The sequence below is a fragment of the Phytopseudomonas straminea genome (assembly GCF_900112645.1).
Classification (GTDB): domain Bacteria; phylum Pseudomonadota; class Gammaproteobacteria; order Pseudomonadales; family Pseudomonadaceae; genus Aquipseudomonas; species Aquipseudomonas straminea.
In genome coordinates, this window is record NZ_FOMO01000005.1 from 140,590 (window position 1) to 166,796 (window position 26,207).

Genomic DNA, 26,207 nt, shown 5'->3' on the forward strand with positions numbered 1-26,207 from the left:
GTCCTTGTTGGGTCAGAGCAGGTTCAGTGCATTGGCGCTGAGGTTTCGCAGTTCATGGGGGATGGTGTTGGCGTGTTGCAGGCGGGCAGGGTCGCGCCAGGCGGCGGCCGGGTGATCCGCCGGCAGCCTGGGGCCCTGGCCGAACAGCTTGTGGCGCAGGGCACCCCCTGCGTAGCCGGTCTTGTAGCGGCCGCGCTGTTGCAGCTCGGGAATCACCAGGTCGATGAAGTCGGCGTAGCTTTGCGGAGTGACGATGCGCGTGAGGTTGAAGCCGTCCAGTCCGGTGGCGTCGATCCACTCGATCAGCTGCTCGGCCACCTGGCCTGGCGAGCCGATCAGCACCGGATAGCGACCGCCCAGGGCGTGCTGTTCGAGCAGGCGACGCTTGGTCCAGCCGGTGAAGGTCTTGACCACCGATTCGATGGCGTTGGTCTTGCGCGCCAGGATCGGTTCGTCGAGGCCAAAGGCCGCCAGGTCGATACCGGTGGAGCTGGAAAAGTGGGCGATGCCGGCTTCCGGGCTGGCGTAGCGCAGGTACTCGGCGTGCTTGTCACAGGCCTCGGCTTCGGTGGGCGCGACGATCACGGCGATGCCCATGAACACCTTGATCGCATCGCCCGTGCGCCCAGCCGCCACGGCGCTGGCGCGCACCTGCTCGACCTGGGTACGTACCGCCTCGACGCCATTGCCGCCAATGAATACGCATTCGGCGTGCTGGCCGGCGAAGCGCGAGCCACGCGCCGACGAGCCGGCCTGGAACAGCAGCGGTGTGCGCTGCGGCGACGGCTGGCTGAGGTGGTAACCCTCGACCTGATAGAACTCGCCGTGGTGGCGCACCTTGTGCACCTTGCCGGGCTGGGCGTAGATGCGCTGCTGGCGGTCGGCGAGCACCGCATCGTCCTGCCAGCTGCCTTCGAGCAGCTTGTAGAGCACTTCCAGATATTCGTCGGCCTGGTCGTAGCGGCGGTCGTGCTCGACCTGCTGGCTCAGGCCCATGGCCTTGGCCGCGCTTTCCAGGTAACCGGTGACGATGTTCCAGCCGATGCGGCCATTGCTCAGGTGGTCGAGGGTGGAGAGCCGGCGGGCGAAGGTGTACGGCGCCTCGTAGCTGAGGTTGGCGGTAACCCCGAAGCCGAGGTGCTGTGTGACGCCGGCCATGGCGGAGACCAGCAGCAGCGGGTCGTTGACCGGCAGCTGAATTGCTTCCTGCAGCGGCAGGTCGATACTGTTCTGGTACACGTCGTAAACGCCGAGGATGTCGGCGATGAACAGCCCGTCGAACAGCCCGCGCTCGAGCAATTGGGCCAGGTCGGTCCAGTAGCTCAGCTGGTTGAAGTTCACCGACTGATCGTCGGGGTGCGTCCACAGGCCGTGATGGATGTGCCCGACGCAGTTCATGTTGAAGGCGTTGAGAAGAATCTGCTTGCTCATCAGATGGTCCCCCGGCGCGGCGGCAGGCGATCGTTGAGGTAGAAGTCGCCGATGGCGTGGTACTTCCAGCGCACCGGGTCGTGCAGGGTGTGGGTGCGGGCGTTGCGCCAGTGGCGGTCGAGGCCGTGTTCCGCCAGGGTGGCGCGGCTACCAGCCAGTTCTAGCAGCTTGCTGCCGAGCAGCAGCGAGGTTTCCGTACTGATGGCCCGGGCCTCGGCCACCGCAATCGACGCGGCGGCCACGCTGTCGGCGTCAGGCTCGGCCTGGGCGCTGTCGACGAATTGGCCAGCCCGCTCCAGCAGCACTTCGGTAGCGGCCAGGCGCACGCGCAGCTTGCCGATTTCCTGCTGGGTCAGTGGGTCTTCACTGGCCTTTTCGATGCCTGCATCGATCCACGGGCGCGACTTGTGTCGCACGAACTGCAGCAGGTCTTGATAGGCGCCCCGGGCGATGCCGGTATCGATGGCCGCATGCAGCAACTGGGCGAACGGGCCCACCGTGGTCGGACGGTCGAAGGCGCTCTGGAACGGCACCACGTCGTCGGCGGCCACCGCTACGCCGTCGAACACCACGCTGCCACTGCCGGTGGTGCGCTGGCCGAAGCCGCTCCAGTCGTCGATCACCTGTACGCCCTTGGCCTGGCGCGGCACGAAGGCGAGAAAGCCAACGCCCTTTTCGTCGATGGCCAGGGTCGGGATGCGTTGGGCGAAGAGGGCGCCGGTGCAGTAGAACTTGCGCCCGTCGATGCGATAGCCGCTGGCCGTGCGGCTCAGCCGCGTGTTGCGATCCAGCGCCGTCTTGGTGCCCAGCTCGGCCAGGGCGTTGCCAAAGCGTTGGCCGGCCAGCACCTCGGTATACAGGCGGCGCTGCTGCGCCTCGCTGCCGTTCACCCGCAGCACTTCCAGGGCATAGAAATGGTTCTGCGGGATTTGCCCCAGCGAGCCGTCGGCCTGGGAAATCCGTGCAATGACCTTGGCCAGGGTGACGCTGGATACGCCGGCGCCGCCATGCGAAACGGGCACGCTGATGCCGCCCAGGCCGGACTGGCTGAATTGCTCCAGCTCGCCGTAAGGCAGCTGACGGTTGGCATCACGCTCGGCGGCGCCCGTGGCGAAATGCGTGGCCAGGCGCTCGGCAGTGGCCAGCGCCTCGGCGTCATCGCGGATGGTTACCGCGGCGGTTTTAAGCAGTGCGTTCATGGCTCAGATCCAGGAATGGCGGTTGGGACGGTTGCCGTTGAGGTGCCAGGCGCCGATGGCGTGGTACTTCCAGCGCACCGGATCGTGCAGGGTGTGGGTGCGCGCATTGCGCCAATGGCGGTCGAGGCCGAACTCGGCGAGGGTGGCGCGGCTGCCGGCCAGCTCCAGCAGCTTTTCGCTGGCTGCCAGGGCAATCTCGGTGGTCAGCGCCTTGGCTTCAGCCACGGCGATGGAGGCGCGGGCGGCCGCATCGGCGTCGATGGGCGCCGCTGCGGTTTCGTCGAGCACGCGGGCTGCCTTGTGCAGCAGCGCTTCGGCAGCGTGCAGTTCGATCTGCAGGCGGCCGACATCGGCGATCACGTACGGATCGTCACCGGCTCGCTCGACCTTGGCATCGATCCATGGCCGGGATTTCTCGCGCACGAAGGCAATGGCGTCGCGGACCGCGCCGTCGGCGATACCCAGGTCGATGGCCGCCTGAATCAGCTGGGAAAACGCGCCCTGAATGCTTGGTTTTTCGGTCAGCGGCCACAGCGGTACCAGGTTGTCTTCGTCGACGTGTACCTCGTTGAGCAGCACGGTGCCGCTGGCGGTGGTGCGCTGACCGAAGCCGGACCAGTCGTTGACGATGCGCAGGCCCGGGCGGCCGCGCTGGATAAAGGCCAGCCACGGGCGGCCTTGCTCGTCCAGCGCCTTGGCGGTGACCCAATGGGCGAACAGGGCGCCGGTGGAGTAGAACTTCTCGCCACTGAGCAGCCGGCGGCCGTCGCGCTCGATCAGCCGTGCCTGAATATCCAGGGTGTGCTTGCTGCCGCGCTCCGGGCCGCCGTTGCCGATGCGCCAGCCGGCCAGCACGCTGGCGAACAGGCGCTGCTGCTGCGCCGGGCTGGCGGCGGCGTGCAGCAGGCCGAGCAGGCCGAAGTGGTTCTGCGGAATTTGCCCGAGCGCCGGGTCGATGGCGCTGATGATGCGAAACACCTCGGCGATGGTCACGTACGACAGCTGCGGGCCGCCAAAGGCGCGTGGCACGGCGATGCTGCCCAGGCCGCTGGCAGTGAAACGCTCCACCAGCTCCCATGGCAGGCGCCGCTCGCGGTCGCGCTGGATGGCGCCGGCTTCGGCGGCGCGGGCCAGGGTATGGGCGGCCTCCAGTGCATCGGCGTCGCTGGTGAGAATGGCGGCGGGGTGTAACGGTGGCGCGACATCCTGGTCGGATGCGCTGCCCTCAAGGGTAATCGGACTGGTCATGTGAACCTCATCGTGTGGATGTGCCGCAGCAGCGCGGGGTGGGCGCGCTGCGGCGGGAAATCGAGGCTCCGGTGGTCCGGTGGCAAACGGCGTTTGTGAGCGAGTGCGCTCAGCTGTACAGCGAGGCTTGCGGGCCCTGGCCGCTGAGCAGCCAGTGGCCGAGATCGCGCACCTTGTAGTCGACGGGGTCGTGCAGGCTGTGCACCCGCACGTTGCGCCAGAAGCGGTCGAAGCCGTAGCGCGAGCTGGTGGCGCGGGCGCCCATGTTCTCGAAGATCTGGCTGGTGATATCCAGGGCGGCGCGTACCGCCACGACTTTCGCTTCGCTGATCGCCAGGGCTACCTCAGCGCGTTCGGCGGCAGTCAGTGCCGATTTCTCCCAGGCGGCCTGCAGGCGCACGGCCGCCTGTTCAGCTAGTGGCACGGCGGCGCGGTAACGCAGCCAGAGTTCGCCATAACGCTGCTGGATGAATGGATCGTCGCTGGCCTTGGCGACGCCGGACGCCGGCCAGGCGCGGCTTTGCTCGCGGGTATAGCGTAGCGCCGCATCCATCGCAGCCTGGGCGTTACCGAGATAGAGCTGGGTAAGAATCAGCTGCGACAGGCAGGCGCGCAGCGTGGTACGTGGGCTGGGGCCGACCGGGCCGAGCAGCTCGCTGCTGTCGACGAACACCTGCTCGAACTGCACGGTGCCGCTGTCGGTCTGGCGCTGGCCGAAGCCGTCCCAGTCGCTGTTCACACTCATGCCATCGCGCCCGCCCGGCAGCACGATGAATACCCGATCTTCGCTGCGATTGCCCCGCGGTGCGCTGATCACCAGGGCATCGGCACCCAGGGCGCCGGAGCAGAAGGATTTGCTGCCATTGAGCTCGAAGTGCTCCTCGCGGGGGCTGAGCGCCAGGCCAGTGTCGCGACCATTGGTGGCGTTACCCCAGAACCAGTTTTCCTGCACGGTGCGGGTCAGCCAGTGGCGCTGCTGCTCGGGGCTGCCGAACAGCTGGATGGTCGCCACCTGCAAGTGCTGAAAGGCGAAGAGGTGGGCGAGCGAACTGTCCGCCGCAGCAAGGTGGCGCACGATGCGATAGATTTCCGGCCAGGCCACGCCCTGACCGCCGTATTGCTGCGGTACGGCGAGGGTCAGCAGGCCGCTGCCGCGCAACAGTTCGCGTTCTGCCGGCGCGCTGCCGCCGGCTTTGTCGCGCTCCACGGCGCTGGCGGCCAACTGCCGGGCCAGGCGCTCGACCGTGGCCGTGCGGCTGCCGAAGTCGGCAGGGAACAGGTGTGCAGCGAACAGCGGTTGTTCCAGGGGGGCCAGGTGCAGGCGTGCTTCGCTGCTCATTTCGCGGGGCTCCAGAGGGTGACCTTGCTGGCGTCGACAGCCTTGGGTAGCAGCCCGGCGGCAAGGAAGGCATCGGCGATTTTCTGTTGTTCGGCCAGGCTGCCCGGCTGCACCAGGCGTACCTGATAGCTGCGTTTGGCATTGGCTTTCTCGACCACCGCGGGGTCGAGGTTCCCCCACAGCGGGCCGAGAACTTCGGCGCCCTGGCGCGGGTTGGCGCGCAGCCAGTCACCGGCTTTCACCAGTTCGCTGAACACGCTCTGCAACACCTGCGGATGCGCCCTGGCGAACGCGGCGCTGGTCAGGTAATAGCGCTGGTAGTCGGCCAGGCCCTCACCGTCGGCGAGAATGCGCGTTGGCAGTTGCTGCTGGGCACCGCTGATAAAGGGCTCCCAGGTCACCCAGGCATCGACCTTGCGATTCTCGAAGGCCGCTCGGCCGTCGGCGGGCGTCAGGTAGGCCGGCTCGATATCGCTGAACTTCAGGCCAGCCTTGGCCAGCGCGGCGATAAGCAGGTAGTGCACGCCGGCGGCTTTGGTGACGGCGACTTTCTTGCCTTTGAGGTCGGCCAGGGTTCTGATCTGCGAGTCCTCGCGCACCACGATGGCTTGGGCATGGGGCGAGGGCGCTTCCTGGGCGAAGTAGGCGAGGTCGGCGCCGGCGGCCTGGGCGAACACCGGCACGGTATCGGCGACGTCAGCCGAAAGGTCGATATTGCCGACGTTGAGGGCTTCGAGCAGCGGCTGGCCACTGGGAAATTCGTGCCAGCTGACGGTGATGTCCTGAGCGGCCAGGGTCTTTTCCAGGCTGCCTTGCTGTTTGAGCAGGCTGATCAGCGTTGACGACTTTTGGTAACCGATGCGCAGCTGTTCGGCAGCGTTAGCGATTGGCGCGGTGGCCAGGCCGAGGCTCAGCAGCAAAGCGAGGATCGGGCGGTGGGGCAGTGACATGGCAGGACCTCGACTAAAACGCGTGGCGGCCATGCAGGGGACGATCACACGTACTTCATGAATGAGCGATTGAAGTCCGGTGATCCGGTGAAGAGAAGCTAATCGATATAAAAAATGGTTGATAAATAATTTTTTGTACTTAGCTTAGGTCTACAGTCCTTGATCGGCTTATATGCAAAATAGTTACTACAAAGTGAAAAATAATTCTTTTTAGGGATTACCAAGGCTCTCGTAAATTAGCCGTCAGCCGACAGCGGACCACCGCATCGGGCCCGAACCAGGGGCTCTCTGCCAACGTCTTCATGTCGGTAATGTCGAGCTCCTGCGCCGTGCCCGTTCATAACAGCACACCCCTGCACTGGAGCATCGAGCATGAACAAGTCCACCCTGGCACTGGCCGTCTCCCTGGCCGCACTGGCCACCGAAGCGAGCGCCGCCGGCTTCATCGAAGACAGCAAGGCCAGCATTGGCCTGCGCAATTTCTATTACGACCTGAACACCAAGAACACCGCCAACAACAATGGCGAAGCGCAGGAGTGGGGGCAGGGTTTCATCTTCAACTACGCCTCCGGGTTCACCCAGGGCACCGTCGGCTTTGGCATCGATGCCATCGGCCTGCTCGGTGTGAAACTCGACTCCGGCGGCAAGGCGGGCAAGACCGGCCGTGATCGCACCCCAGGCCAGCTGTTCCCGCTGGACAGCGACGGCAGCGCGGTGGACGACTACAGCAAGGCCGGCGTGACCGCCAAACTACGTCTGTCCAAGACCGAGGCGCGCATTGGCACCCTGCAGCCCAAGCTGCCGGTGGTGACCTTCAACGATGGCCGCCTGCTGCCACAGACCTTCGAAGGCGGGCAGGTGACTTCCAGCGAGATCGACGGCCTGACCCTGACCGCCGGCCAATTGGAAAGCACCAAGACCCGCAGCTCGACCGACGATATCGCCCTGCGTATCGCTGGCGCCTCGGGTGAGGCCGACACCAACAAGTTCTACTTCGCCGGCGGCGACTGGAAGGCCACCAAGGACCTGACGCTGCAGTACTACTACGGCAACCTGGAAGACTTCTACAAACAGCACTTCCTCGGCCTAGTGCACAACTGGGCCATCGGGCCGGGTTCGCTGAAGAGCGACCTGCGCTACTTCGACAGCAATTCCGACGGCAAGAACGGCAGCGCCGCAGGCCGTGCAGAGGGCTACACCAGCAGCGGCTACTACGGCAATGGCGTGACCACTGGCGAGGTCGACAACCAGACCTGGAGCGCCTTGTTCACCTACACCCTGGGCGGCCATTCCGCCGGCTTGGGCTATCAGCAGGTCGAAGGCGACAGCGCCTTCCCGTTTCTCAACCAGGGCGGCGGCTCGTCGTCCTACCTGATCACCGATCGGCAGATCGGCAAGTTTGCCAGTGCCGGCGAGCGCACCTGGGTGGCCGAATACGCCTACGACTTCGCCAAGCTCGGCGTGCCGGGCCTGAAGGCCAGCATCGCCTACTTGAAGGGCGACAACGTCGACTCCGCCAATGGCGACCTCAAGGAGTGGGAGCGTGACCTGCGCCTGGATTACACCCTGCTCGACGGGCCGCTCAAGGGCCTGGGCGTGTCCTGGCGCAATGCGACCCAGCGCGGCAACGTCGCCACCGATGCCGACGAGAACCGCCTGATTCTGAGCTACACCCTGACGCTGCTGTAAGCCACCCGTAATCGCCATGAGCTGGCGGGCGGTATTGGCCCGCCAGCGTCGTTCACAAGGACAAGATCATGAAAAAAACCGCTTTGCGTGTCGGGCTTGCCGCCCTGTTTGCCGCCTGGCTGCCGACTGCCGTGCAGGCTGCACCGCCCAAGGAAGTTCGCCTCGATTACGCCTACTACGCGCCCACTAGCCTGGTGCTCAAGCAGCAGGCCTTGCTGGAGAAAGCGCTTGAGCCGCAAGGCATCAGCGTCAAATGGGTATTCAGCCAGGGCAGCAACCGCTCGCTGGAATACCTCAACGGTGGCAGCACCGATTTCGCTTCCACCGCCGGCTTGGCCGCGGTGCTGAGCCGCGCCAATGGCGCACCGATCAAGACCATCTACGTGGCCAGCCGCCCGGAATGGACGGCGCTGGTGGTGCCCAAGGATTCGCCGATCCAGTCCGTGGCTGACCTCAAGGGCAAAAAGGTCGCGGCCACCAAGGGCACCGATCCCTTCCTGTTCCTGCTGCAGAGCCTGCAGAAAGCCGGGCTGAACAAGAACGACGTGGAGATCGTCCACCTGCAGCACCCCGATGGTCGCGTGGCCCTAGAGCGTGGCGACGTGCAGGCCTGGGCCGGGCTCGATCCGCTGATGGCGTCGAGCGAACTGCAGGCCGGTTCGCGCCTGCTGTACCGCAACCGCGACTTCAACAGCTACAGCGTACTCAGCGTGACCGAAACCTTCGCCAAGCAGCAGCCAGAGCTGATCGAGCAGGTCATCGCCGCCTACGAACAGGCCCGCCAATGGGCCATCGCCAACCCGGACGCCCTGGCCCAACTGCTGGCCGATGAAGCCAAGCTGCCGCTGGAAGTGGCCAAGCTGCAGCTGTCACGTACCGACTTCAGCAACTCGCAGCCGGGCGCCGAACACGTCAAGGCGCTCAAGGCCGCGGCACCGATCCTGCTCGAAGAGGGGCTGGTGCGCCCGGGCACCGATGTTGCCGGCGTTGTCGATCAGCTGATCACGCCGCAGCTGGCAGCCAAGGTGATCGCTCGTTCCGTGGCCAAGGCAGGTAACTGATCATGAAAGCGCTAAGCCTGGCCATCGCACGGGGCCTGCCAGCCTGGCGGCCCCGGCTCACCGACCTGCGTGGCTGGGTGGTGCCGCTGCTGATGCTGGCGCTGCTGGAAACCCTGGTGCGCACAGGCGTACTGCCGAGCCATCAGATGCCGGCGCCCAGCCAGGTGGCGCAAACGCTCTACCTGCTGGCGCAAAGCGGCGAGCTGTGGCGGCATTTGAGCGCCAGCCTGCTGCGAGTTGGCGCCGGCTTCGTGATCGGCGTCGCGCTTGCCATCGTCATCGGTACCTGGGTCGGGCTGAGCCGGCGCGCCGAGGCGTATCTGGAACCGACCTTCCAGGCGCTGCGGGCGATTCCCAGTCTGGCCTGGGTGCCCTTGCTGCTGCTCTGGCTGGGCATCGACGAAACGCCGAAGATCGTGCTGATTGCCCTGGGCGCCTTCTTTCCGGTGTACCTGGCGCTGCTGGCCGGTATCCGCAACATCGACCGCAAGTTGGTGGAAGTCGGCCAGCTCTACGGCCTGCCGCCACTGACCCTGGTGCGCCGCATTCTCTTGCCGGCTGCGCTGCCAAGCCTGTTCACCGGCCTGCGTGGCGCATTGAGCCTGAGCTGGATGTTCCTGGTCGCCGCCGAACTGATCGCCGCCACCCGCGGCCTCGGTTACCTGCTCAGCGATGGCCGGGAAACCTCGCGACCGGATCTGGTGATCGCCGCCATCCTGTTGCTGGCGCTGCTCGGTAAACTCAGCGACAGCCTGCTCAAGACCTGGGAAAACCGGGCCCTGCGCTGGCGTGACAGTTATCAGGGTGGGGAGGGCGGAGCATGAGCGCGCTTTTGCAATTACGGAGCATCCATAAAGCCTTCGCCGAGGTGCGCGTGCTCGACGATGTCAGCTTAAGGCTCGACGCCGGTGAACTGGTCAGCCTGCTCGGCCCGAGCGGTTGCGGCAAGAGCACGCTGCTGCGCATCGCGGCGGGGCTGGATCGTGACTATCAGGGCGTTTTGCAGCTCGACCCGCAGCTGGAACGGGGGCGTGGCAACGGCATCGGTGTGGTGTTTCAGGAGCCGCGCTTGATGCCCTGGCTCAGCGTGGCGCAGAACGTCGGCTTCGCCGATGGCTGGATCGCCGACGACAAATGGATACAGCAACTGCTGCGCGATGTTGGCCTGCAGGGGCGCGGCGATGCTTTGCCCAAGCAGCTTTCCGGTGGCCAGGCGCAGCGTGTGGCGATTGCCCGGGCGCTGTACGGCAAATCCCAGGTGCTGCTGCTCGATGAGCCGTTCAGCGCGGTGGATGCCTTCACGCGGATGAAACTGCAGGACCTGGTGGCCGAGCTGGCTGCCCGCTACGGGATCGCCGTGCTGCTGGTAACCCATGATCTGGACGAAGCGTTTTATCTGAGTGATCGGGTGCTGATTCTCGGTGGTACGCCCAGTCGTTTGCAGCGTGAGCTGGCGGTGCCGCTGGCGCGTCCGCGTGATCGTCGCTCGCCACAGTTGGCGCAGTTGCGCAGCGAAGCACTGACCGAGTTGTATCAATCTCACGCGCTGTAGTGCGCCTGTTGGCGATCTTTATGGGCAATTACAAGGCAACAGCAGCTGGCACCATTGTGGGAGCGGGCCATGCCCGCGAAAAATCACGGGCTTGGATTAGGCGTCTCCGCCTGTTCCACGGGATAGGGGAACGGCCGCTACCGCCGCGCGCCGGTTCCATGGCATGACAGCCAAAAGCCTGGCCATACCACACCAGCCGGTCGCGCCCGCAAACATCAGCCCTGCACCGACAAATGCCGACAGGCCGAAGAAGCCGGGTGTGAGCAGCAGACCCAGCAGAACGCCGATCAACACCAGCGCACCAGCTATGATCTGAACCTGGCGCATTATTTCCAGCGGCTGCGAGCGGTCGGTCACCGTCGGTTGTCCGGCCTGCCGCCACGCATCGATGCCGCCGTCGACCAGGTAGGCCGGCGCGGTGCCTGCGGCTTCGCCGAGCCGCGCTGCGTTGGCGGTAGTGCGCATGCCTGACTTGCAATGAAAGATGACCGGGCGATCGCCATGTGGGAGATCACTGATCCGATCAAGCGGGACGTTGATTGCGCCCGGAATGCGTTCACGTGCATGTTCGTCAGCGCTACGAATGTCGACCAGGCGTGCGCCGGCGGCGATGGCGATTCGTGCATCAGCAGGGGACAGGGTCTTGAGTGTCATGACATCAATCCTTGCAGTAGAGCTGATAGAGGGTGGCGAGCAGCGTTTCCACCCGGGCATCGGCGACGGTGTACCAGAGGGTCTGGCTTTCCCGCCGATAGGTGACGAGACCTTCGTCGCGCATCTTGGCAAGGTGCTGCGAACAGGCCGATTGCGACAGGCCGACATCACGAGCCAGATCGCCGACCGTCATCTGGCCATGCTCGACCAGCTTGCATAGCAGCATCAGTCGGCGGGTATTGCCGATTGCCTTGAGCGTGCTGGCGACCTGTTCGGCTTTCGTCTCGAAGGACGCCAGATCCATAGGTGGTTTGTACATGATGCGCCTTTAAATTAGTTGTTGCTTATTTAGCTACTTCTAAAATAGCTTGGCAAGCACTAACGGACGCAATCATGACCCAACCCAGCATCGAGGCATTTTTCGACGAGCCGACCAATACCATCAGCTACCTGGTTGGCGACCCCGTGACACGAGTGGCCGCGGTGATCGATCCGGTACTGGACTTCGATATAGCCAGCGGTGTCGCGGATACGCGTTCGGCCGAGCGGATTCTCGCCTTCGCCAGCGACCATGATTGGCGGATCGAGATGGTGCTGGAAACGCACGCGCACGCCGACCATCTGTCGGCTGCACCCTTCCTGGCCGCGCATTCGGGCGCCTGGATCGGTATCGGCGCGCATATCCGTGAGGTGCAGAAAATCTTTCGTCCCGTGTTCGCGATGGACGATCTCAAGATCGATGGTTCGGACTTCGACAGGCTATTCGAAGACGGCGAGCGTTTCCCCATCGGCACGCTGGAGGTGGAGGTTCTCCACGTCCCGGGGCATACGCCAGCCGATGTGGCCTACCGCATCGGCGATGCAGCCTTCGTCGGCGACACGCTGTTCATGCCCGACTACGGCACCGCCCGTGCCGACTTCCCAGGCGGCAGTGCGCGCAAGCTTTACCGCTCGATTCGTCGCCTGTTGGCGCTTGCTAATTCGACACGTCTGTTCTTGTGCCACGACTACAAGGCCCCAGGCCGCGATGAATATCGTTGGGAGACGACGGTGGGCGAGCAGCGCCGGTCAAGCGTGCATGTTCATGACGGCGTGAGCGAGGACCAGTTCGTGGCGATGCGCGAGCAACGCGACGCTGGTCTTTCAGTGCCGAAGCTGTTGCTGCCGTCGATCCAGGTCAATATCCGCGCTGGTCATTTCATTGAGGCCGAGGCGAACGGCGTGAGCTATCTGCGTATTCCGGTCAAATGGAAAACCGGGTCAGGTAGTTAAGCCCTTGCGTCGTCGGCGCCCGCCATGGAGGCGGGCGCTTATGCGTCACACCACGCCGGTAGCCTTCGGCGTATCGGCGCGGCTGCCCCATTCGGTCCAGGAGCCGTCGTACAGCGCGCCTTCCGGCAAGCCGGCCACCTCCATGCCGAGCAGCAGCACTGCCGCGGTAACGCCGCTGCCGCAGCTGGTGATCACCGGTTTATTGCCATCGACACCGGCTGCGCTGAACAGGGTACGCAGGGTCTCCGCGGGCTGCAGGGTGTGATCGCTGCGCAGTAGGCGGCTGTACGGCAGATTCTGGCTGCCCGGAATATGTCCGGAGGCGACACCAGGGCGCGCCTCGGCGGTGCTGCCGTCGAAGCGGTTGGCAGCGCGGGCGTCGAGAATCAGCGTGTCGTCGCGCTCGATGGCCTCCAGCACGTCACCCAGGCCGCGGACCTTGCGGGCGTGCACGTTGACCTGGAAGCTGCGCTCTTGGGCAGCAGCCGGCTCGCCGGTTTCGGTGGCGCGCTGTTCGGCCAGCCATTTGGGCAGCCCGCCATCGAGTACCGCCACGTTCTGGTGGCCGAAGTAGCGAAACAGCCACCAGGCGCGGGCGGCGGAGAATAGGCCTTTCTGGTCATAGACCACCACGCGGGTGTCGTTGCCCACGCCCTCGGCGCCGGCCAGTCGCGCGAAGCGGCCCTGGGATGGCAGGGTGTGGGGCAGTGGGGTATCCGGGTCGGAAAAGGCGTCGATATCGAAGAAACGGGCACCGGGAATATGCGCCTTGAGATACTCCTCGCGGCCATTTTTTCCTTCGTTGGGCAGATAGGTGCTGGCATCGAACAGCACCAGGTCCGCGGTGTTGCCTTCGCGCGCCAGCCAGTCGGTTGTTACCAGAGGGCCAAATGTCATGCTTCGTCTCCTTGCGTAGCGTTGGCGTTCATCCTGCCAGCTTGGCGGGCGCGGTGCAGCCTTTGGCGACCGGCTGAACAGACCGATTTTGTCTATGCATGTAATGCAGCGCGTTCAGGCCAGCAGCTCTTCGAGAATGCTGAGGTTGAAATGCCGCTGCAGGGTGACGGCGAAGAACTGCTCGGCGATCTCGGGGATCTCGGCATACAGCTGCAGCACACCGGCCTGCAGCTCGTCCTGCACCACCACTGCCGGCAGCAGGGCCATGTCGCCGGAGTCGCGCGCCAGCAGGCGCAGCATGGCCATGTCGTCGACTTCCGCGCAGATGTCGGGGCGCAGGCTGTGACTGTCGCAGAACAAATCGAACTGACTGCGGATGTCGCTGCTGCGCCCCGGTACGATCAGCCGGGCTTGCTGCAGATCGCGCTGCAAGTCGAAGCCATCAGCGCGCGGCGGGCCGACCAGGCAAACGCTCTGCCGATCCAGCAGGCGACAGCGCCAGGAACGCTGAGCGTCGCTGCTCACCGCCTGGTTGGTCAGCACCACGTCCAATTTGTGCAGCGCCAGGCGCTCCAGCAGGTCGTTCAGACCGCCGGACTCCAGCACGATGCGCAGCTCGCCACGCCCCAGGAAGGGACGCAGCAGGTTCTCCTGAAAGTTACGCGACAGCGTGGCCACCGCGCCGATGCGCAGTTGTTGATTGGCCTGCAAAGCGCCCTGCAGGGTCATCTGCAGTTCACTACCAAGGGCGAAGATGCTATCGGCGTAATCCAGCACCAGTTGGCCGGCCTCGGTCAGCAGCAGGTTGCGCCCGGAGCGGATGAACAGGGCGTGGCCGAGCTGCTCCTCGAGTGCGCGGATCTGCGTCGACAGCGCCGACTGCGCCACGTGCAGGGTCTGGGCGGCGCGGGTCAGGTTGCCTTCCTTGGCCACGGCCCAGAAGTAGTGCAGGTGATGAAAATTCAGGCGGCGCATGCGAGGTTCTCTAAAAGCGAATGTTTGGTTCTTATCAATCTATTTTAATTAAGTAAAGCGCTCCCGGAGACTACCGCCATTATCTAGCTCTGGAGATCGCTCATGTACCCCACGCTCTCTTATTTAGCCACCTGGCTGCCGTGGCTGTACGCCCTGGCGCTGGTGCCTGTCGCCCTGTGGTCTGCGCGCCTGACCAAAAGCCTGTGGTGCGCGGGTCGCCTGGCGGCTATAGCTGGTGTGGCGCTGGTGCTGGCGGCGCTGCTACAGGCTGGTCTGGACGACCAGCCCGCTGACCGCCTGGGGCTGGCCATGGCCAGCCTGGTCAGCCTGCTGGCGCTGGTGATCGTCGAGTTCTCCGCGCGCTACCTGCAGGGCGAGTCGGGCCAGCGCCGATATTTGCTAGCTTTGCTCGGCACCCTGGCGGCGGTGGCGCTGGTGGTCACCAGCCGCGACCTGTACGCCCTGGTGGCCGCCTGGATCGTTTCCAGCCTGTGCCTGCACCAACTGCTGACCTTCTACCCCGATCGGCCCATGGCCCTGGTGGTGGCGCACAAGAAATTCATCGCCAGTCGCCTGGCAGATGTCTGTTTACTGGTAGCCAGTGTGCTCCTGGTACGCGCGGCCGGTAGTAGCGAGCTGGCGGCGGTTACCGAGCAGGTGACGCTGCGTCTGCAGCAGGGCAGCGCTCTGGGTTGGGACCTGCAATTGGCGGCCGTGCTGCTGGTGCTTACGGTGACTCTCAAATCGGCGCAGTTGCCGGTGCACGGCTGGTTGATTCAGGTGATGGAGGCGCCGACACCGGTCTCCGCGCTGCTGCATGCCGGGCTGGTCAATCTCGGTGGTTTCGTGCTGCTGCGTTTCGCGCCGTTGCTGTCTGCCGCGCCGGTCGCGCAGACGCTGCTGGTGGTGATTGGCGGGCTGACCGCTGTGCTCGCCGCGTTGGTGATGATGACCCGCATCAGCATCAAGGTACGCCTGGCCTGGTCGACCTGCGCGCAGATGGGCTTCATGCTGCTCGAAATCGGCCTTGGCCTATACGAGCTAGCGCTGGTGCACCTGCTGGCGCACTCGTTGTACAAGGCCCATGCCTTCCTTGCCTCCGGCGAAACGGTGCTGCAGGTGCGTCACCACGCCCTGCAGCCGGCTCGCCCGGCACCGAATCTCGCGGCCTTGCTGCTGGCGCTGTTGCTGGCGGCGCTGGCCGTGGTTCTGCTCGACCAACTGTGGCGCCATTTCGTGCCGGCTCAGCCGCTGCCGCTGGAGGCACTGGCTATTCTCGCCGTGGGGCTGGCGCCCTGGTGCCTGCGCCGCGGCCAGCCGTTCTACGCCGCTGCCACGCTGGCGGCGCTGCTGAGTCTGTATCTGCTCTGGCACCTGGCCGCGAGCTGGATTCTCGCCAGCCACGAGCCGCTGCCTGACGCTCCGCTGGCCCTGAGCGTGCTCGCTCTGGGCCTGTTCCTCGTGCTCTACCTGCTGCAGGCGTGGATCGTCGCGCGGCCGCAAGATGCGTTGGCGCGGCGCCTGTATCCGGCGGCCTTCGCCGGCTTCTTTCTCGATGAACACTTCACCCGTCTGACCTTTCGCCTGTGGCCGGTGCGGCCGCTGCCGCAACGCCCGCAGCAAGCCACCTTGACCGTTATCGGAGAGCGCCCATGAATGCCATCGAATACTTCTTCGTGCTCGACCGCGACACCCTGCATGCCGCCGCCGCGAGGGCCTGCGAGCGCATCGCACCGACCTGGCCGCTGGATCGCCTGATCGCCGTCAACCCGTTGTGGGAGCGCCGCCAGCAGAGCTGGGCCGAGGTGGCCGAGCAACTCTGGCGCCGCGCCGGCAGCCGGCTGACCCTGAACGCCGAGGACTATCGCCAGGCCTGGACCAGCGGTGCGATTGGTGAGCGTCACCTGCAGCAGGCGCTGGAGGGCGACTCCCGTGGCTGGACGCTTCAGCATCTGCTGCAGGCCTTGCAAGGCGCCGACGACGAGGCGCGTGGCTTGCCGCTGCTGGAGGACATGGCCGACGCCGATATCGCGCTGCCGGGCTGGCCGACCCTGATCACCCAGCAGATCGGCCAGTGTTGCGCCGCCTGGTTCGATGAAAGCCAGGCCGACTGGCATGTGAATCGCCAGGGCGGCCTGTACAAGGCCTGGCGCCAGGCCATGCAGGATGATCGCGGGCTGAGCGTACTCAGCGCCTGCCCCGAACTGAGCGCGCGCATCGCCGAGTTGCCGCCGCAGGCCGAAGTTGCCCTGGAGCTTGCAGTGCAGCGCCTGGGCCTCAGCGCCGACGAGCTTGAGGAGTGGTTCGACTGCCTGTTGCTGCGCAACCTCGGTTGGGCATCCTGGTGCGCTTACCAGCGCTGGCAGGCTCGGCAGGGCGGTGGCGACGATGCGACGCTGTTCGACCTGTTGGCCATTCGTGCCGGCTGGGAATGGCTGGTGGATGACCGCCGGCGCGAGGCGGGCAGCCGCTGGGACAACTGGCGCCGTGCCTGGCAGGCCGCCCGCGCTCAGCAGCCCTCATCGAGCTGGCAGGCGCTGCAGCTGTGGCAACGTGCCGAGGAGCTGGCCTGGCAGGAGCGGCTGCAGCAGCTGTTGTGCATTCAGCCGCCGCAACCGGTAACGCAGGCGCCCCTGGCCAAGGTCTACTTCTGTATCGACGTGCGCTCCGAGCCGTTGCGCCGCGCCCTGGAGACGGTCTGCCCAGAAGTCGAGACCGGTGGTTTCGCCGGCTTCTTCGGCCTGCCCATCGCCTATACACCGCTGGGCACCTGTGCCACGCGGCCGCAATTGCCAGGTCTGCTGGCCCCGCAACTGATGGTCGGCGACAGCAGCGGCGATACTAGCCGTGATACCGAGTTGGCCGAACGCCGCCAGGTGCGGCTGACGCGCCAGGGGCGTTGGCGGCTGTTCGAGCGCTTGCCGGCTTCCGGTTTCAGCCTGGTCGAGTCCCTTGGTTTGGGTTATGCCGCCAGCCTGCTGGGGCGCACCTGCGGCCTGCTGGGCGCCGGCCATTCGGCCGAGCGGGTGGCCTGGAAACCTGCCGAGTGGCAGCGCTTGCGCCCGGTACTGGCGCTCGAATCGGCCCCGCAGCGGGTCGAGATGGCCGCGCATATTCTGCGGGCGATGAGCCTGACCCGGGACTTTCCGCCGCTGATCCTGCTGCTTGGCCACGGCAGCCAGAGCGCCAACAACCCTCAGGCCGCCGGCCTGGACTGCGGCGCCTGTTGCGGGCAGAGCGGCGAAATCAATGCCCGGGTGCTGGCCGATCTGCTCAACAACCCACGAGTGCGCAAAGGGTTGATTGGGCAAGGCATTGTGCTGCCTACCGAGTGCCGCGTGCTGGCCGGGCTGCACAACACCACCACAGACGAAGTAGAGGTGTTCGATACTCAGGCGCTGCCGCCGGCACTCGCGCCAACCTGGCAGCGCCTGCGCGAGGCACTGGATGGCGCGGCGCGGCGGGTACGTCAGGAGCGCGCGCCGACTCTGGGCCTGGAGCATCTGGCCGATAACCCCGAGCGGCTGCTGAAGGCGCTGTACCGGCGCGCTAATGACTGGTCACAAACGCGTCCGGAGTGGGGGTTGGCCGGCAATGCCGCCTTTATTGCTGCGCCACGGTCGCGCAGCCGTGGGCTGAATCTGCAGGGCCGTGCCTTTCTGCACGACTACGACTGGCGCCTGGACGAAGGCGGCAAGGTGCTGGAGCAGATCATGACCGCGCCCATGGTAGTGGCGCACTGGATCAACCTGCAGTACCTGACCTCGACCACCGACAACGGGCGCTTCGGCAGCGGCAACAAGGTGCTGCACAACGTGGTGGGCGGCCATATCGGCGTGTTCGAGGGCAATGGCGGCGACCTGCGCATCGGCCTGGCGCGGCAATCGCTGCACGACGGTCAGCGCTGGATGCACCGCCCGCTACGCCTGAGCGTGGTGATCGCCGCACCATGCGCGATGATCGATCAGGTCATCGCCAATCATCAGGTGGTGCGGGAACTGGTGGAGAACGGTTGGTTGCACCTGCTGCGCCTGGATGATCAGCCAGGTGCGCCGTTGCAGATTCGCGATGGCCGCGGCTGGCGGCCGCTGAACTGAGCCGCCGTGTGGGTTACTGGGTGGTGGCGCGCTGCAGGCGCTCGTGTACCGCTGCCCAGGCGGCGCCTTGTGGCGGCAGGGCGATATGCAGGTGGCGCAGCTGCAAAGCATCGAGCTGGTAGAGGGCTGCATACAGGCCCGCGGCATAGCGTTCGGGGTCGGCGCTCAGGTCGATGGCCGGGCCGAGGGTCGGACGGGCCTGGCCGCACCAGATCCAGCCGCAGTCCGGCGTATCCAGCGCAGCGTTGGGGACCTCGACAAAGGTGCTGGCCAGGGTGCCTGGCGCGTAGTGGCGGCGATGCTGCCCGGGCGCGCGCAGGCCGCCGGCCTGGGTGTCCAGAGCCTGGCCGAGCACCTGCTGCAGGCGCTCTTGGTCGAGCATGCCATGGCGCAGCAGGCGCGGGCTGTCGCCGGGCAGCAGGGCGACGATGCTCGACTCCAGGCCGACCTGGCAGGCGCCGCCGTCGAGGATCAGCAGCTCGCTATCGGCGAACTGCTGAGCGACGTGGGCGGCGCTGGTCGGGCTGATCGACATGTAGCGGTTGGCCGACGGCGCCACCAGCCCGCCACCGAAGGTCTGCAGCAAGGCGCGGGCGTCCGGATGAGCCGGTACGCGCAGGGCCACGCTGTCTTGCCCGGCGGTAACGCTGCGCAGCACATCGTCACGGGCCGGCAGCACCAGGGTCAGCGGCCCCGGCCAGAAGGCGTCCATCAACATCTGCGCTTCAGGCGAGATCTCGCGGACCCAGTCGGCCGCCTGGCTGGCATCGGCCAGATGAACGATCAGCGGGTTGCTGCCCGGGCGCCCCTTGAGCTGGAACACCTTGGCCACGGCGTCGCCGTTGCGGGCATCGGCCGCCAGGCCGTAGACGGTTTCGGTGGGCATCGCGACCAGTTCGCCGCTCTGCAGTTGGCGGGCGCAGCGCTCGATGTCGAGGGTGATGGTGGGCATGGCTGACAAGGTAACTCGTGGTATTCGGGTGAAAGCGGGCAATTCTAAGATCTTTCGCAGCCGGTGACAGGCGCTTTGCACCTGGTGCCAATCAATCGCGGAAGAACACCTGCACCAGGTGATAGCCGAACTGGCTCTTGATCGGGCCGTGCACTTCGCGCAGCGGCTTCTTGAAAATCACCTGATCGATCACCCGCACCATCTGCCCCGGGCGGACTTCGCCCAGGTCGCCGCCTTTCTTGCCGGACGGACAGGTCGAATGTTTGCGCGCCAGCACGTCGAAGGCTTCGCCGCCGGCGATGCGCTTCTTCAGAGCAGCGGCTTCCGCTTCGGTCTTGACCAGGATGTGGCGGGCCATTGCCTTTGCCATGACAGGTTCCTCAGTTATCGGGCGCGTATTGTGCCAGTATTCGCGGCGGCAGCTAAATGGCGCCATTTATCCGGCCTTTCAAGGTCGTCTATTTTTCAATCTTGGCTAACGTAATAGCTTCAGTCGACGGGAACGCTGCTCATGGATCTCCACGCAATGCTGAAAATCCTTTCCAGCCAGGACGGCTCGGACCTGTACCTGTCGACCGGTGCGCCGCCCTGCGCCAAGTTCAACGGCGTGCTCAAGGCCCTGAGCAGCGAGCCGTTGAAGGCCGGCGCCGTGGCGGAAATCGCCGAGGGGGTGATGGACGCCGCCCAGCGCGAAGAGTTCGAGCGCGAGCTGGAAATGAACCTGGCGATCTCGCTCAATGGCGTCGGTCGTTTCCGGATCAACATCTTCAAGCAGCGCAACGAGGTGTCCATCGTCGCGCGCAACATCAAGCTCGACATTCCGAGTTTCGAGGATCTGAAACTGCCCGAAGTGCTGCTCAAGACGGTTATGGAGAAACGCGGGCTGGTGCTGTTCGTAGGCGGTACGGGGTCGGGCAAATCGACCTCCCTGGCCGCGCTGATCGACTACCGCAATCGCAACAGCGGCGGACACATCATCACTATCGAAGATCCGGTGGAATACGTGCACCGGCACAAGAAATCGATCATCAACCAACGCGAAGTCGGTGTGGACACCCGCAGCTTCCACGCGGCGCTGAAGAATACCCTGCGCCAGGCGCCGGACGTGATCCTGATCGGCGAGATCCGCGACCGGGAAACCATGGAGCATGCCCTGGCCTTCGCCGACACCGGTCACTTGGCGATTTCCACACTGCACGCCAACAACGCCAACCAGGCGCTGGACCGCATCATCAACTTCTTCCCCGAAGATCGCCGCCCGCAGCTGCTCAACGACCTGGGCAACAACCTCAAGGCCTTCGTGTCCCAGCGCCTGGTCAAGACCGTCGATGGCAAGCGCCGCGCCGCCGTCGAGGTGCTGCTGGGCACGCCGACCATCCGTGACCTGATCAAACGTAACGAGTTTTCCGAGATCAAGGAGATCATGGAAAAGTCCAAGAACCTCGGCATGCAGACCTTCGATCAGGCGCTGATCGACCTGGTCAACGAGGGCGCCATCGACGAGGAGGAGGCGGTAAAGAACGCCGACTCGGCCAACAACGTGCGCCTCAAGCTAAAGCTATACCGCGAAACGTCCACGACGCCGGCACCCGCTGCGGCGCCGGTGGCACCAGCGGCCAGCGCACCCAAGGTCGCCGCCCCGGCCGATTGGGGGCTGGAACTCAAGCTGGAAGAGATCGAACAGGACACGCCTCCCGAAGACCCGGGCCGTCAGGGCATCTGAGTTCGCCTCACTGACTGTACCGGCAAGATGGCGCTGCGCTGTGCGTGGCGTCTATGGGGCGAGCCCCTTAGATTGGCGGCTCAACCCATTTGCCGGGAGAAGGCTATGCGCGTGGCGGTTCTGACATTCGATGGTTTCAATGAGCTCGACTCGTTCGTTGCCAGTGCGCTGTTCAATCGTCTGCGCGAGCATGGCTGGCAGGCGGCGATCACCTGCCCGAGTGCGGAGGTCACCTCCATGAACGGCGTGCGTATCCACGCTCAGCAGCCGCTGGAGTATGCCCGAGAGGCAGACGTGGTGCTGTTTGGCAGCGGCATCAAGACCCGTGAGATCGCAACAGACGCCGGCACTCTTGAACGCCTGCAGCTCGACCCGCAGCGCCAACTGATCGGTGCCCAGTGCTCGGGCACCTTGCTGATGGCCCGCCTGGGGTTGTTGCAAGGCATGCCGGCCTGCACGGACCTCACCACCAAGCCTTGGGTCATCGACGCAGGCCTCGAGGTGCTTGACCAACCTTTCTTCGCTCGCGGCAATCTGGCTACCGCCGGCGGCTGCCTGTCGGCGCCATATCTGGCGGCTTGGGCCATCGCCCGGTTGGCGGGCGAGCAGGCCTGTGCCGAGGTGCTGCATTACATGGCGCCGGTGGGTGAGAAGCAGGCGTTCGTCGACCGTGCCATGGGTGTGATCCGGCCCTATCTGCCGTAACGAGTCAGCACTGTGGGTGAGCTTCGTGGACTTCGATGATCGCCAGCACTTCAGTAATCGTGCTTTGCAGATAACGCCCGGCGCGGTAGTCGATCTTGGCTGCCTCACCGCCGTCGACTACCGCCTGTGGCTGTTCGACGAAACGGCCGATGGGTTCGAACCCATCGTCGAGAACCAGCACCAGCGGAATCGAGATACGCTCCAGTTCCAGTTGCGCTTTCAACGCGTGCTCGGCGCGGGCCTTGGAGATGATCGCCAAGCTCACTTTGGGCTGCAGACGCTGCAGGTGGTCCATCGCCGCGAGATTCAACTGGCAATCCGGGCACCACATTTCGCCGGCGGCGAGCAGGTGGTAGCGGCCCTGAATGGCGGCCAGGCGTTGATGGATTTTGCCGCTCAGGGCGTCGGCCTGGCCGAGCAGCGCCCGTGCAGTTCGTACTGTCTCGATTTCGGCTGGCAGACCGCGGCTGGCGAAGGCATCGAAGCACTCGCCGATGGCGATAAGGTCCTGATAGCTGGGCATGGGGTGTTCCTGTAAAGCGGTACAGCATTCCAGCAGTAAAGCCTGAGTGGGGCAACTGCCTTATAGTCTGTTCACGATCCTTATGCGTTTGAAGCGGCAGCTACAAGGCAGACGCTGCCGTTCATTTGTGGGAGAGGCTTTAGCCTCGAGCTCTTTATTTGTCTTGATAAAAACTCGCGGCTAAAGCCGCTCCCACAAGGTCGCACACGTCCGTTCCCGGCCCTTAGCGGCAAAAATCGGCGAGCCTGGGCTCAAAATTATGAACAGATTTTTAGAGGTGGCCTTTAGCGGTTGGGCACATAGCGTTCGATGATGCGCTGCAGGCTGCCGTCAACGCGCATGCCTTCGAGGGCGTCGTGGACCGATTGGACCAGCTGCGGGTCGCACCGCAGCGAGCAGGCGATGTACATGTCCTGGGGCGCGAGCAGGGCGCTCATGGCCAGGGCTGGGCCGTCGTCCCACTGGTGGCGGCCCTCCAGGTCGGTGGTGAACCAGGCGTCTACCCGACCGCGCCTGACCAGCTGAATCGGCCGGTCGCCGAGCTTCAGGGCATACAACTGGTCGCGGGTGAAGCCGGCGCGCCTGAGGATTTCTTCCTGGGCCGAACCCAGGCCAACGGCCACCAGGCGATAGCGCTGACGTGCCTCTTCGAGGCTGGCAACCGGATCGTCGAGGGTGAAGAAGGCGCGGTACAGCGGCTGAATGTTGACCACCCAGGTGTAGAGGCCTTCGCGTTCGGTGGTTCTGGACAGCGGCACGATCAACGCATCACGCAGTTCCTGGGTGCGTTTCTGCGCCCTTGGCCAGGGCATGTTCTGCACCGCCACGCGATAACCGGCGCGCTGCAACGCCTTGATGGCGGCATCACCGGTGATGCCATGGCCATCCTCGCCTTGCAACGCCAAGGGTGGGGCATCCGGCATGAACAGCTGGATGGTGCGTGGTTCGGCGACTGCCGAGCAGCAAAGCAGCAATGGCAACAGGCAGGTGAGAAGGCGCAACGTGGGCATTCCTTGGCGTTATGCCATGAGTATAGGAACTGCCCGGCGAGATATCTGTGAACCGCTGATTATTGGCGAGCAAAAGCGACGAGCTGCCGTCGGTGGTAGGTCATCGCCCGGGTGGTGAACCCGGGCGATGGGTGATCACTGCTGCAGTTGCGGCAGGTTGCGGAACAGCTCCAGCGCCTCTGGGTTGGCCAGGGCGTCGGTGTTCTTCACCGGCTTGCCGTGCACCACGTTGCGCACCGCCAGTTCGACGATCTTGCCGCTGATGGTGCGTGGAATGTCGGCTACCGCAACGATGCGCGCTGGCACGTGACGCGGCGTGGTGTTGGCGCGGATCACCTGGCAGATCTGTTTCTGCAGCGCTTCGTCGAGCGTTACGCCGTCGCGCACGCGCACGAACAGCACCACGCGCACGTCGCCGTCCCACTCCTGGCCGATGGCGATGGATTCGAGCACTTGCTCGACCTTTTCCACCTGGCGGTAAATCTCGGCGGTGCCGATGCGCACGCCACCGGGATTGAGCACGGCGTCGGAGCGGCCATGGATGATCAGCCCGCCGGTAGGCGTTTGTTCGGCGTAGTCACCGTGGGCCCAGACGCCGGGAAAGGTCTCGAAGTAGGCACTGCGAAATTTCTCGCCGTCGGCGTCGTTCCAGAAGCCCACCGGCATGGAGGTGAAGTGCCTGGCGCAGACCAGCTCGCCTTTTTCGCCGACCACCGCCTTGCCGGCGTCGTCCCACACCTGCACGTCCATGCCCAGGCCCTTGCACTGGATTTCGCCGCGATACACCGGCGAAACCGGGTTGCCGAGGGCGAAGCAGGAGACGATGTCGGTGCCGCCGGAAATGGACGACAGGCAGACATCGGCCTTGATGTCGCGGTACACGTAATCGAAGCTTTCGTGGGCCAGGGGCGAACCGGTGGAGAGAATTGCCTTGAGGCGGTGCAGTTCGTGGGTTTCGCGCGGCTTGGCACCGGACTTTTCCAGGGCGGCGATGAACTTGGCGCTGGTGCCGAACACGCTGATGTCTTCTGCGTCGATCAGGTCGATCAATCGCGTGGGTTCGGGGTGGAATGGCGAGCCGTCGTACAACACCAAGGTGGCGCCCAGGGCCAGGCCGGAAACCAGCCAGTTCCACATCATCCAGCCGCAGGTTGTGTAGTAGAACAGGGTGTCCTCGGCCGTCACGTCGCTGTGCAGGCCGAGCTCCTTGACGTGTTGCAGCAGCGTGCCGCCGACGCCATGGACGATGCACTTGGGCACGCCGGTGGTGCCGCTGGAGTAGAGAATGTAAAGCGGGTGCGCGAACGGCACCGAGGTGAAGGTCGGCTCGCCCTGGGCCTGGTAGAAATCCTCCCAGCAGGCGACCTGCGCCTGGGTCTTGAAGTCTTCGGCCTGGCAGCCGGTGTTGGCATAGGGCACGACGACCAACTGCTGCAGGGTCGGCAGGTGGGTGAGAATCTCGTTGAGCTTGTCGGTCAGGTCGAGGTTCTTGCCGGCGTAGCGGTAGCCCGCACAGGCGATCAGCACCTTGGGTTCGATCTGCCCGAATCGGTCGATCACCCCTTGAGTACCGAAGTCCGGCGAGCAGCTCGACCAGGTGGCGCCGAGGCTCGCGGTGGCCAGCATGCCGACCAGGGTTTGCCAGGTATTGGGCATGAACGCCGCGACCCGGTCGCCAATGCCCACGCCAGCCGCACGCAGGCTACGCTGCAAGCCGGCGACATGGGTGGCCAGTTGCGCGTAGCTGAGTTGCTCGCGGCTGCCGTCTTCGCCGATGGCGACGATGGCCGGATGGTCGTCGCGACGGCGCAGCAAATGTTCGGCGAAATTCAGCGTGGCGCCCGGGAACCAGTGGGCGCTGGGCATCGCCGGGCCTTCTTCGAGCACCGCCCGCGGCGCCTGGTCGAAGCGCACGTTGAAGACCTCGGCGATGGCCTGCCAGAACGCCTCTCGCTCGCTCACGCTCCAGGCGTGCAGCGCCGGGTAATCGGCCAGTTCCAGGCCATGACGCTGATTGACGAAGCGCCGGAAGGCGTCCATCCGGGTGGCGCCGATGCGTGCGGCCGTGGGCGTCCAAAGCGGTTGCTGCATGGGGTTACCTCTTGGTTCTTGTCGTTTTGGGCTGCAGTCTAGCGCGTCACTGCGCCAGCCAACCGCCATCCATGTTCCAGGCCGCGCCGCGCACCTGAGCTGCGGCGTCGCTGCACAGGAACAACGCCAGCTCACCGAGCTGCCGGGGTGTGACGAACTCCAGCGAGGGCTGTTTCTCGGCCAGCAGATTGCGCCGTTCACCCTCGCTGTCACCGCTTTCGGCGGCGCGCGCATCGATCTGCGCCTGCACCAGGGGCGTCAGCACCCAGCCGGGGCAGATGGCGTTGCAAGTGATACCGGTTGTGGCGGTTTCCAGTGCCACCGATTTGCTCAAACCGACCAGCCCATGCTTGGCCGCCACGTAGGCGCTCTTGCCGGCAGAGGCGGCCAGGCCATGGGCCGAGGCGATATTGATGATGCGCCCCCAGTTGCGCCGGCGCATGCCGGGCAGCGCCAGGCGGGTGGTGTGGAAGGCCGAGGACAGGTTGATGGCGATGATCGCGTCCCAGCGTTCCGGGGCGAAATCCTCCACCGGCGAGACGTGCTGGATGCCGGCGTTGTTGACCAGAATGTCGATGGCGCCGAACTCGAGTTCGGCGTAGGCGATCATCGCCTCGATCTGTTGCGGATCACTCATGTCCGCGGGGTGGTGAAGCACCTTGCCGCCAGATGCGGCCACGCTATCGATGGCCGCCTGGGCGTCGCCGAAACCGTTGAGCAGCAGATCGGCGCCGGCCTCGGCCAGCACCTGGGCGATACCCAGGCCGATGCCGCTGGTGGAGCCGGTGACCAGTGCGGTCTTGCCTTTGAGGTTCATAACAACTCCTTAAGCGCGCAGC

The 26,207-nt window shown here is 65.1% G+C and carries 24 protein-coding genes; 9 read left to right on the forward strand and 15 right to left on the reverse strand.

Going from position 1 to position 26,207, the window contains the following annotated elements:
* Nucleotides 1–12: 12 nt before the first annotated feature.
* The 5 genes from BM279_RS13725 to BM279_RS13745 all read right to left on the reverse strand — a co-directional run bounded on the left by BM279_RS13725 (nucleotide 13) and on the right by BM279_RS13745 (nucleotide 6,167).
* Nucleotides 13–1,431 (reverse strand): LLM class flavin-dependent oxidoreductase, encoded by a 1,419-nt coding sequence (locus tag BM279_RS13725; RefSeq protein ID WP_093504508.1) that lies wholly within the window; start codon nucleotides 1,429–1,431, stop codon nucleotides 13–15.
* Nucleotides 1,431–2,630, reverse strand: a complete 1,200-nt coding sequence (locus BM279_RS13730; protein ID WP_093504510.1) for an SfnB family sulfur acquisition oxidoreductase — start codon at nucleotides 2,628–2,630, stop codon at nucleotides 1,431–1,433. The genes BM279_RS13725 and BM279_RS13730 overlap by 1 nt, the downstream gene beginning before the upstream one ends.
* Before the next feature lie 3 nt (nucleotides 2,631–2,633).
* A complete protein-coding gene (locus BM279_RS13735) occupies nucleotides 2,634–3,878 on the reverse strand; it encodes an SfnB family sulfur acquisition oxidoreductase (protein ID WP_093504512.1) in 1,245 nt (414 codons plus the stop codon).
* Nucleotides 3,879–3,987: 109 nt separating this feature from the next.
* Nucleotides 3,988–5,217 (reverse strand): acyl-CoA dehydrogenase family protein, encoded by a 1,230-nt coding sequence (locus BM279_RS13740; RefSeq protein WP_093504514.1) that lies wholly within the window; start codon nucleotides 5,215–5,217, stop codon nucleotides 3,988–3,990.
* On the reverse strand, nucleotides 5,214–6,167 hold the full coding sequence (locus BM279_RS13745) for an aliphatic sulfonate ABC transporter substrate-binding protein (protein ID WP_208604537.1): 954 nt from the start codon (nucleotides 6,165–6,167) through the stop codon (nucleotides 5,214–5,216). Before BM279_RS13745 ends, BM279_RS13740 begins: the two co-directional genes overlap by 4 nt.
* Nucleotides 6,168–6,539: 372 nt before the next feature.
* On the opposite strand from BM279_RS13745, the gene BM279_RS13750 reads away from it, so the two are divergent.
* The 4 genes from BM279_RS13750 (at nucleotide 6,540) to BM279_RS13765 (ending at nucleotide 10,469) form a co-directional block, all read left to right on the forward strand.
* Complete coding sequence (locus BM279_RS13750; RefSeq protein WP_093504518.1) at nucleotides 6,540–7,856, forward strand: OprD family porin; 1,317 nt, start codon at nucleotides 6,540–6,542, stop codon at nucleotides 7,854–7,856.
* A gap of 68 nt (nucleotides 7,857–7,924) precedes the next feature.
* A complete protein-coding gene (locus BM279_RS13755) occupies nucleotides 7,925–8,917 on the forward strand; it encodes an aliphatic sulfonate ABC transporter substrate-binding protein (RefSeq protein ID WP_093504520.1) in 993 nt (330 codons plus the stop codon).
* A gap of 2 nt (nucleotides 8,918–8,919) precedes the next feature.
* Entirely contained in the window at nucleotides 8,920–9,741 is an 822-nt protein-coding gene (locus BM279_RS13760; RefSeq protein ID WP_093504522.1) for an ABC transporter permease, read from the forward strand.
* On the forward strand, nucleotides 9,738–10,469 hold the full coding sequence (locus BM279_RS13765; RefSeq protein ID WP_093504524.1) for an ABC transporter ATP-binding protein: 732 nt from the start codon (nucleotides 9,738–9,740) through the stop codon (nucleotides 10,467–10,469). Before BM279_RS13760 ends, BM279_RS13765 begins: the two co-directional genes overlap by 4 nt.
* Nucleotides 10,470–10,565: 96 nt before the next feature.
* Here BM279_RS13765 and BM279_RS13770 read toward each other — a convergent pair whose 3' ends face one another.
* Complete coding sequence (locus BM279_RS13770; RefSeq protein WP_093504526.1) at nucleotides 10,566–11,123, reverse strand: rhodanese family protein; 558 nt, start codon at nucleotides 11,121–11,123, stop codon at nucleotides 10,566–10,568.
* A gap of 4 nt (nucleotides 11,124–11,127) precedes the next feature.
* Nucleotides 11,128–11,442: an ArsR/SmtB family transcription factor gene (locus BM279_RS13775; protein WP_093504528.1), complete on the reverse strand. Its 315-nt coding sequence runs from the start codon at nucleotides 11,440–11,442 to the stop codon at nucleotides 11,128–11,130.
* Nucleotides 11,443–11,516: 74 nt separating this feature from the next.
* Between BM279_RS13775 and BM279_RS13780 the strand changes: the two genes are divergently transcribed.
* Nucleotides 11,517–12,395 carry an MBL fold metallo-hydrolase gene (locus tag BM279_RS13780; RefSeq protein WP_093504530.1) on the forward strand — a complete coding sequence of 293 codons (879 nt, stop codon included), beginning with the start codon at nucleotides 11,517–11,519 and terminating at the stop codon, nucleotides 12,393–12,395.
* Nucleotides 12,396–12,440: 45 nt separating this feature from the next.
* Here the strand turns inward: BM279_RS13780 and sseA are convergent, their stop codons facing one another.
* Together sseA and BM279_RS13790 are read right to left on the reverse strand one after the other, a co-directional pair.
* The gene (gene sseA, locus BM279_RS13785; RefSeq protein WP_093504532.1) at nucleotides 12,441–13,292 is read right to left on the reverse strand and encodes a 3-mercaptopyruvate sulfurtransferase; all 852 of its coding nucleotides are present in this window, start codon (nucleotides 13,290–13,292) and stop codon (nucleotides 12,441–12,443) included.
* Nucleotides 13,293–13,406: 114 nt separating this feature from the next.
* A complete protein-coding gene (locus BM279_RS13790) occupies nucleotides 13,407–14,267 on the reverse strand; it encodes a LysR family transcriptional regulator (protein ID WP_093504534.1) in 861 nt (286 codons plus the stop codon).
* Between the two features lie 102 nt (nucleotides 14,268–14,369).
* Here BM279_RS13790 and BM279_RS13795 point away from each other — a divergent pair, with 102 nt between their 5' ends.
* Together BM279_RS13795 and BM279_RS13800 are read left to right on the forward strand one after the other, a co-directional pair.
* A complete protein-coding gene (locus BM279_RS13795) occupies nucleotides 14,370–15,923 on the forward strand; it encodes an NADH-quinone oxidoreductase subunit L (protein ID WP_093504536.1) in 1,554 nt (517 codons plus the stop codon).
* The gene (locus tag BM279_RS13800; RefSeq protein WP_093504538.1) at nucleotides 15,920–18,364 is read left to right on the forward strand and encodes a YbcC family protein; all 2,445 of its coding nucleotides are present in this window, start codon (nucleotides 15,920–15,922) and stop codon (nucleotides 18,362–18,364) included. The genes BM279_RS13795 and BM279_RS13800 overlap by 4 nt, the downstream gene beginning before the upstream one ends.
* Before the next feature lie 13 nt (nucleotides 18,365–18,377).
* Here BM279_RS13800 and BM279_RS13805 read toward each other — a convergent pair whose 3' ends face one another.
* A complete protein-coding gene (locus tag BM279_RS13805) occupies nucleotides 18,378–19,316 on the reverse strand; it encodes an L-threonylcarbamoyladenylate synthase (RefSeq protein WP_093504540.1) in 939 nt (312 codons plus the stop codon).
* 91 nt (nucleotides 19,317–19,407) lie between these two features.
* Entirely contained in the window at nucleotides 19,408–19,686 is a 279-nt protein-coding gene (locus tag BM279_RS13810; RefSeq protein WP_013791549.1) for a peptidylprolyl isomerase, read from the reverse strand.
* Nucleotides 19,687–19,827: 141 nt separating this feature from the next.
* Here BM279_RS13810 and BM279_RS13815 point away from each other — a divergent pair, with 141 nt between their 5' ends.
* Nucleotides 19,828–21,039, forward strand: a complete 1,212-nt coding sequence (locus BM279_RS13815) for a PilT/PilU family type 4a pilus ATPase (protein ID WP_208604538.1) — start codon at nucleotides 19,828–19,830, stop codon at nucleotides 21,037–21,039.
* A gap of 105 nt (nucleotides 21,040–21,144) precedes the next feature.
* Nucleotides 21,145–21,744 carry a DJ-1/PfpI family protein gene (locus BM279_RS13820; RefSeq protein ID WP_093504544.1) on the forward strand — a complete coding sequence of 200 codons (600 nt, stop codon included), beginning with the start codon at nucleotides 21,145–21,147 and terminating at the stop codon, nucleotides 21,742–21,744.
* Nucleotides 21,745–21,748: 4 nt separating this feature from the next.
* Here BM279_RS13820 and BM279_RS13825 read toward each other — a convergent pair whose 3' ends face one another.
* The 4 genes from BM279_RS13825 to BM279_RS13840 form a co-directional block, all read right to left on the reverse strand.
* Nucleotides 21,749–22,267: a thioredoxin family protein gene (locus BM279_RS13825; protein ID WP_093504546.1), complete on the reverse strand. Its 519-nt coding sequence runs from the start codon at nucleotides 22,265–22,267 to the stop codon at nucleotides 21,749–21,751.
* A gap of 284 nt (nucleotides 22,268–22,551) precedes the next feature.
* Entirely contained in the window at nucleotides 22,552–23,277 is a 726-nt protein-coding gene (locus tag BM279_RS13830; RefSeq protein ID WP_093504548.1) for a substrate-binding periplasmic protein, read from the reverse strand.
* A 135-nt stretch (nucleotides 23,278–23,412) separates the two neighbouring features.
* The gene (locus BM279_RS13835) at nucleotides 23,413–25,368 is read right to left on the reverse strand and encodes an acetoacetate--CoA ligase (protein ID WP_093504550.1); all 1,956 of its coding nucleotides are present in this window, start codon (nucleotides 25,366–25,368) and stop codon (nucleotides 23,413–23,415) included.
* A 46-nt stretch (nucleotides 25,369–25,414) separates the two neighbouring features.
* Nucleotides 25,415–26,185, reverse strand: a complete 771-nt coding sequence (locus BM279_RS13840) for a 3-hydroxybutyrate dehydrogenase (protein WP_093504552.1) — start codon at nucleotides 26,183–26,185, stop codon at nucleotides 25,415–25,417.
* Nucleotides 26,186–26,207 lie beyond the last annotated feature (22 nt).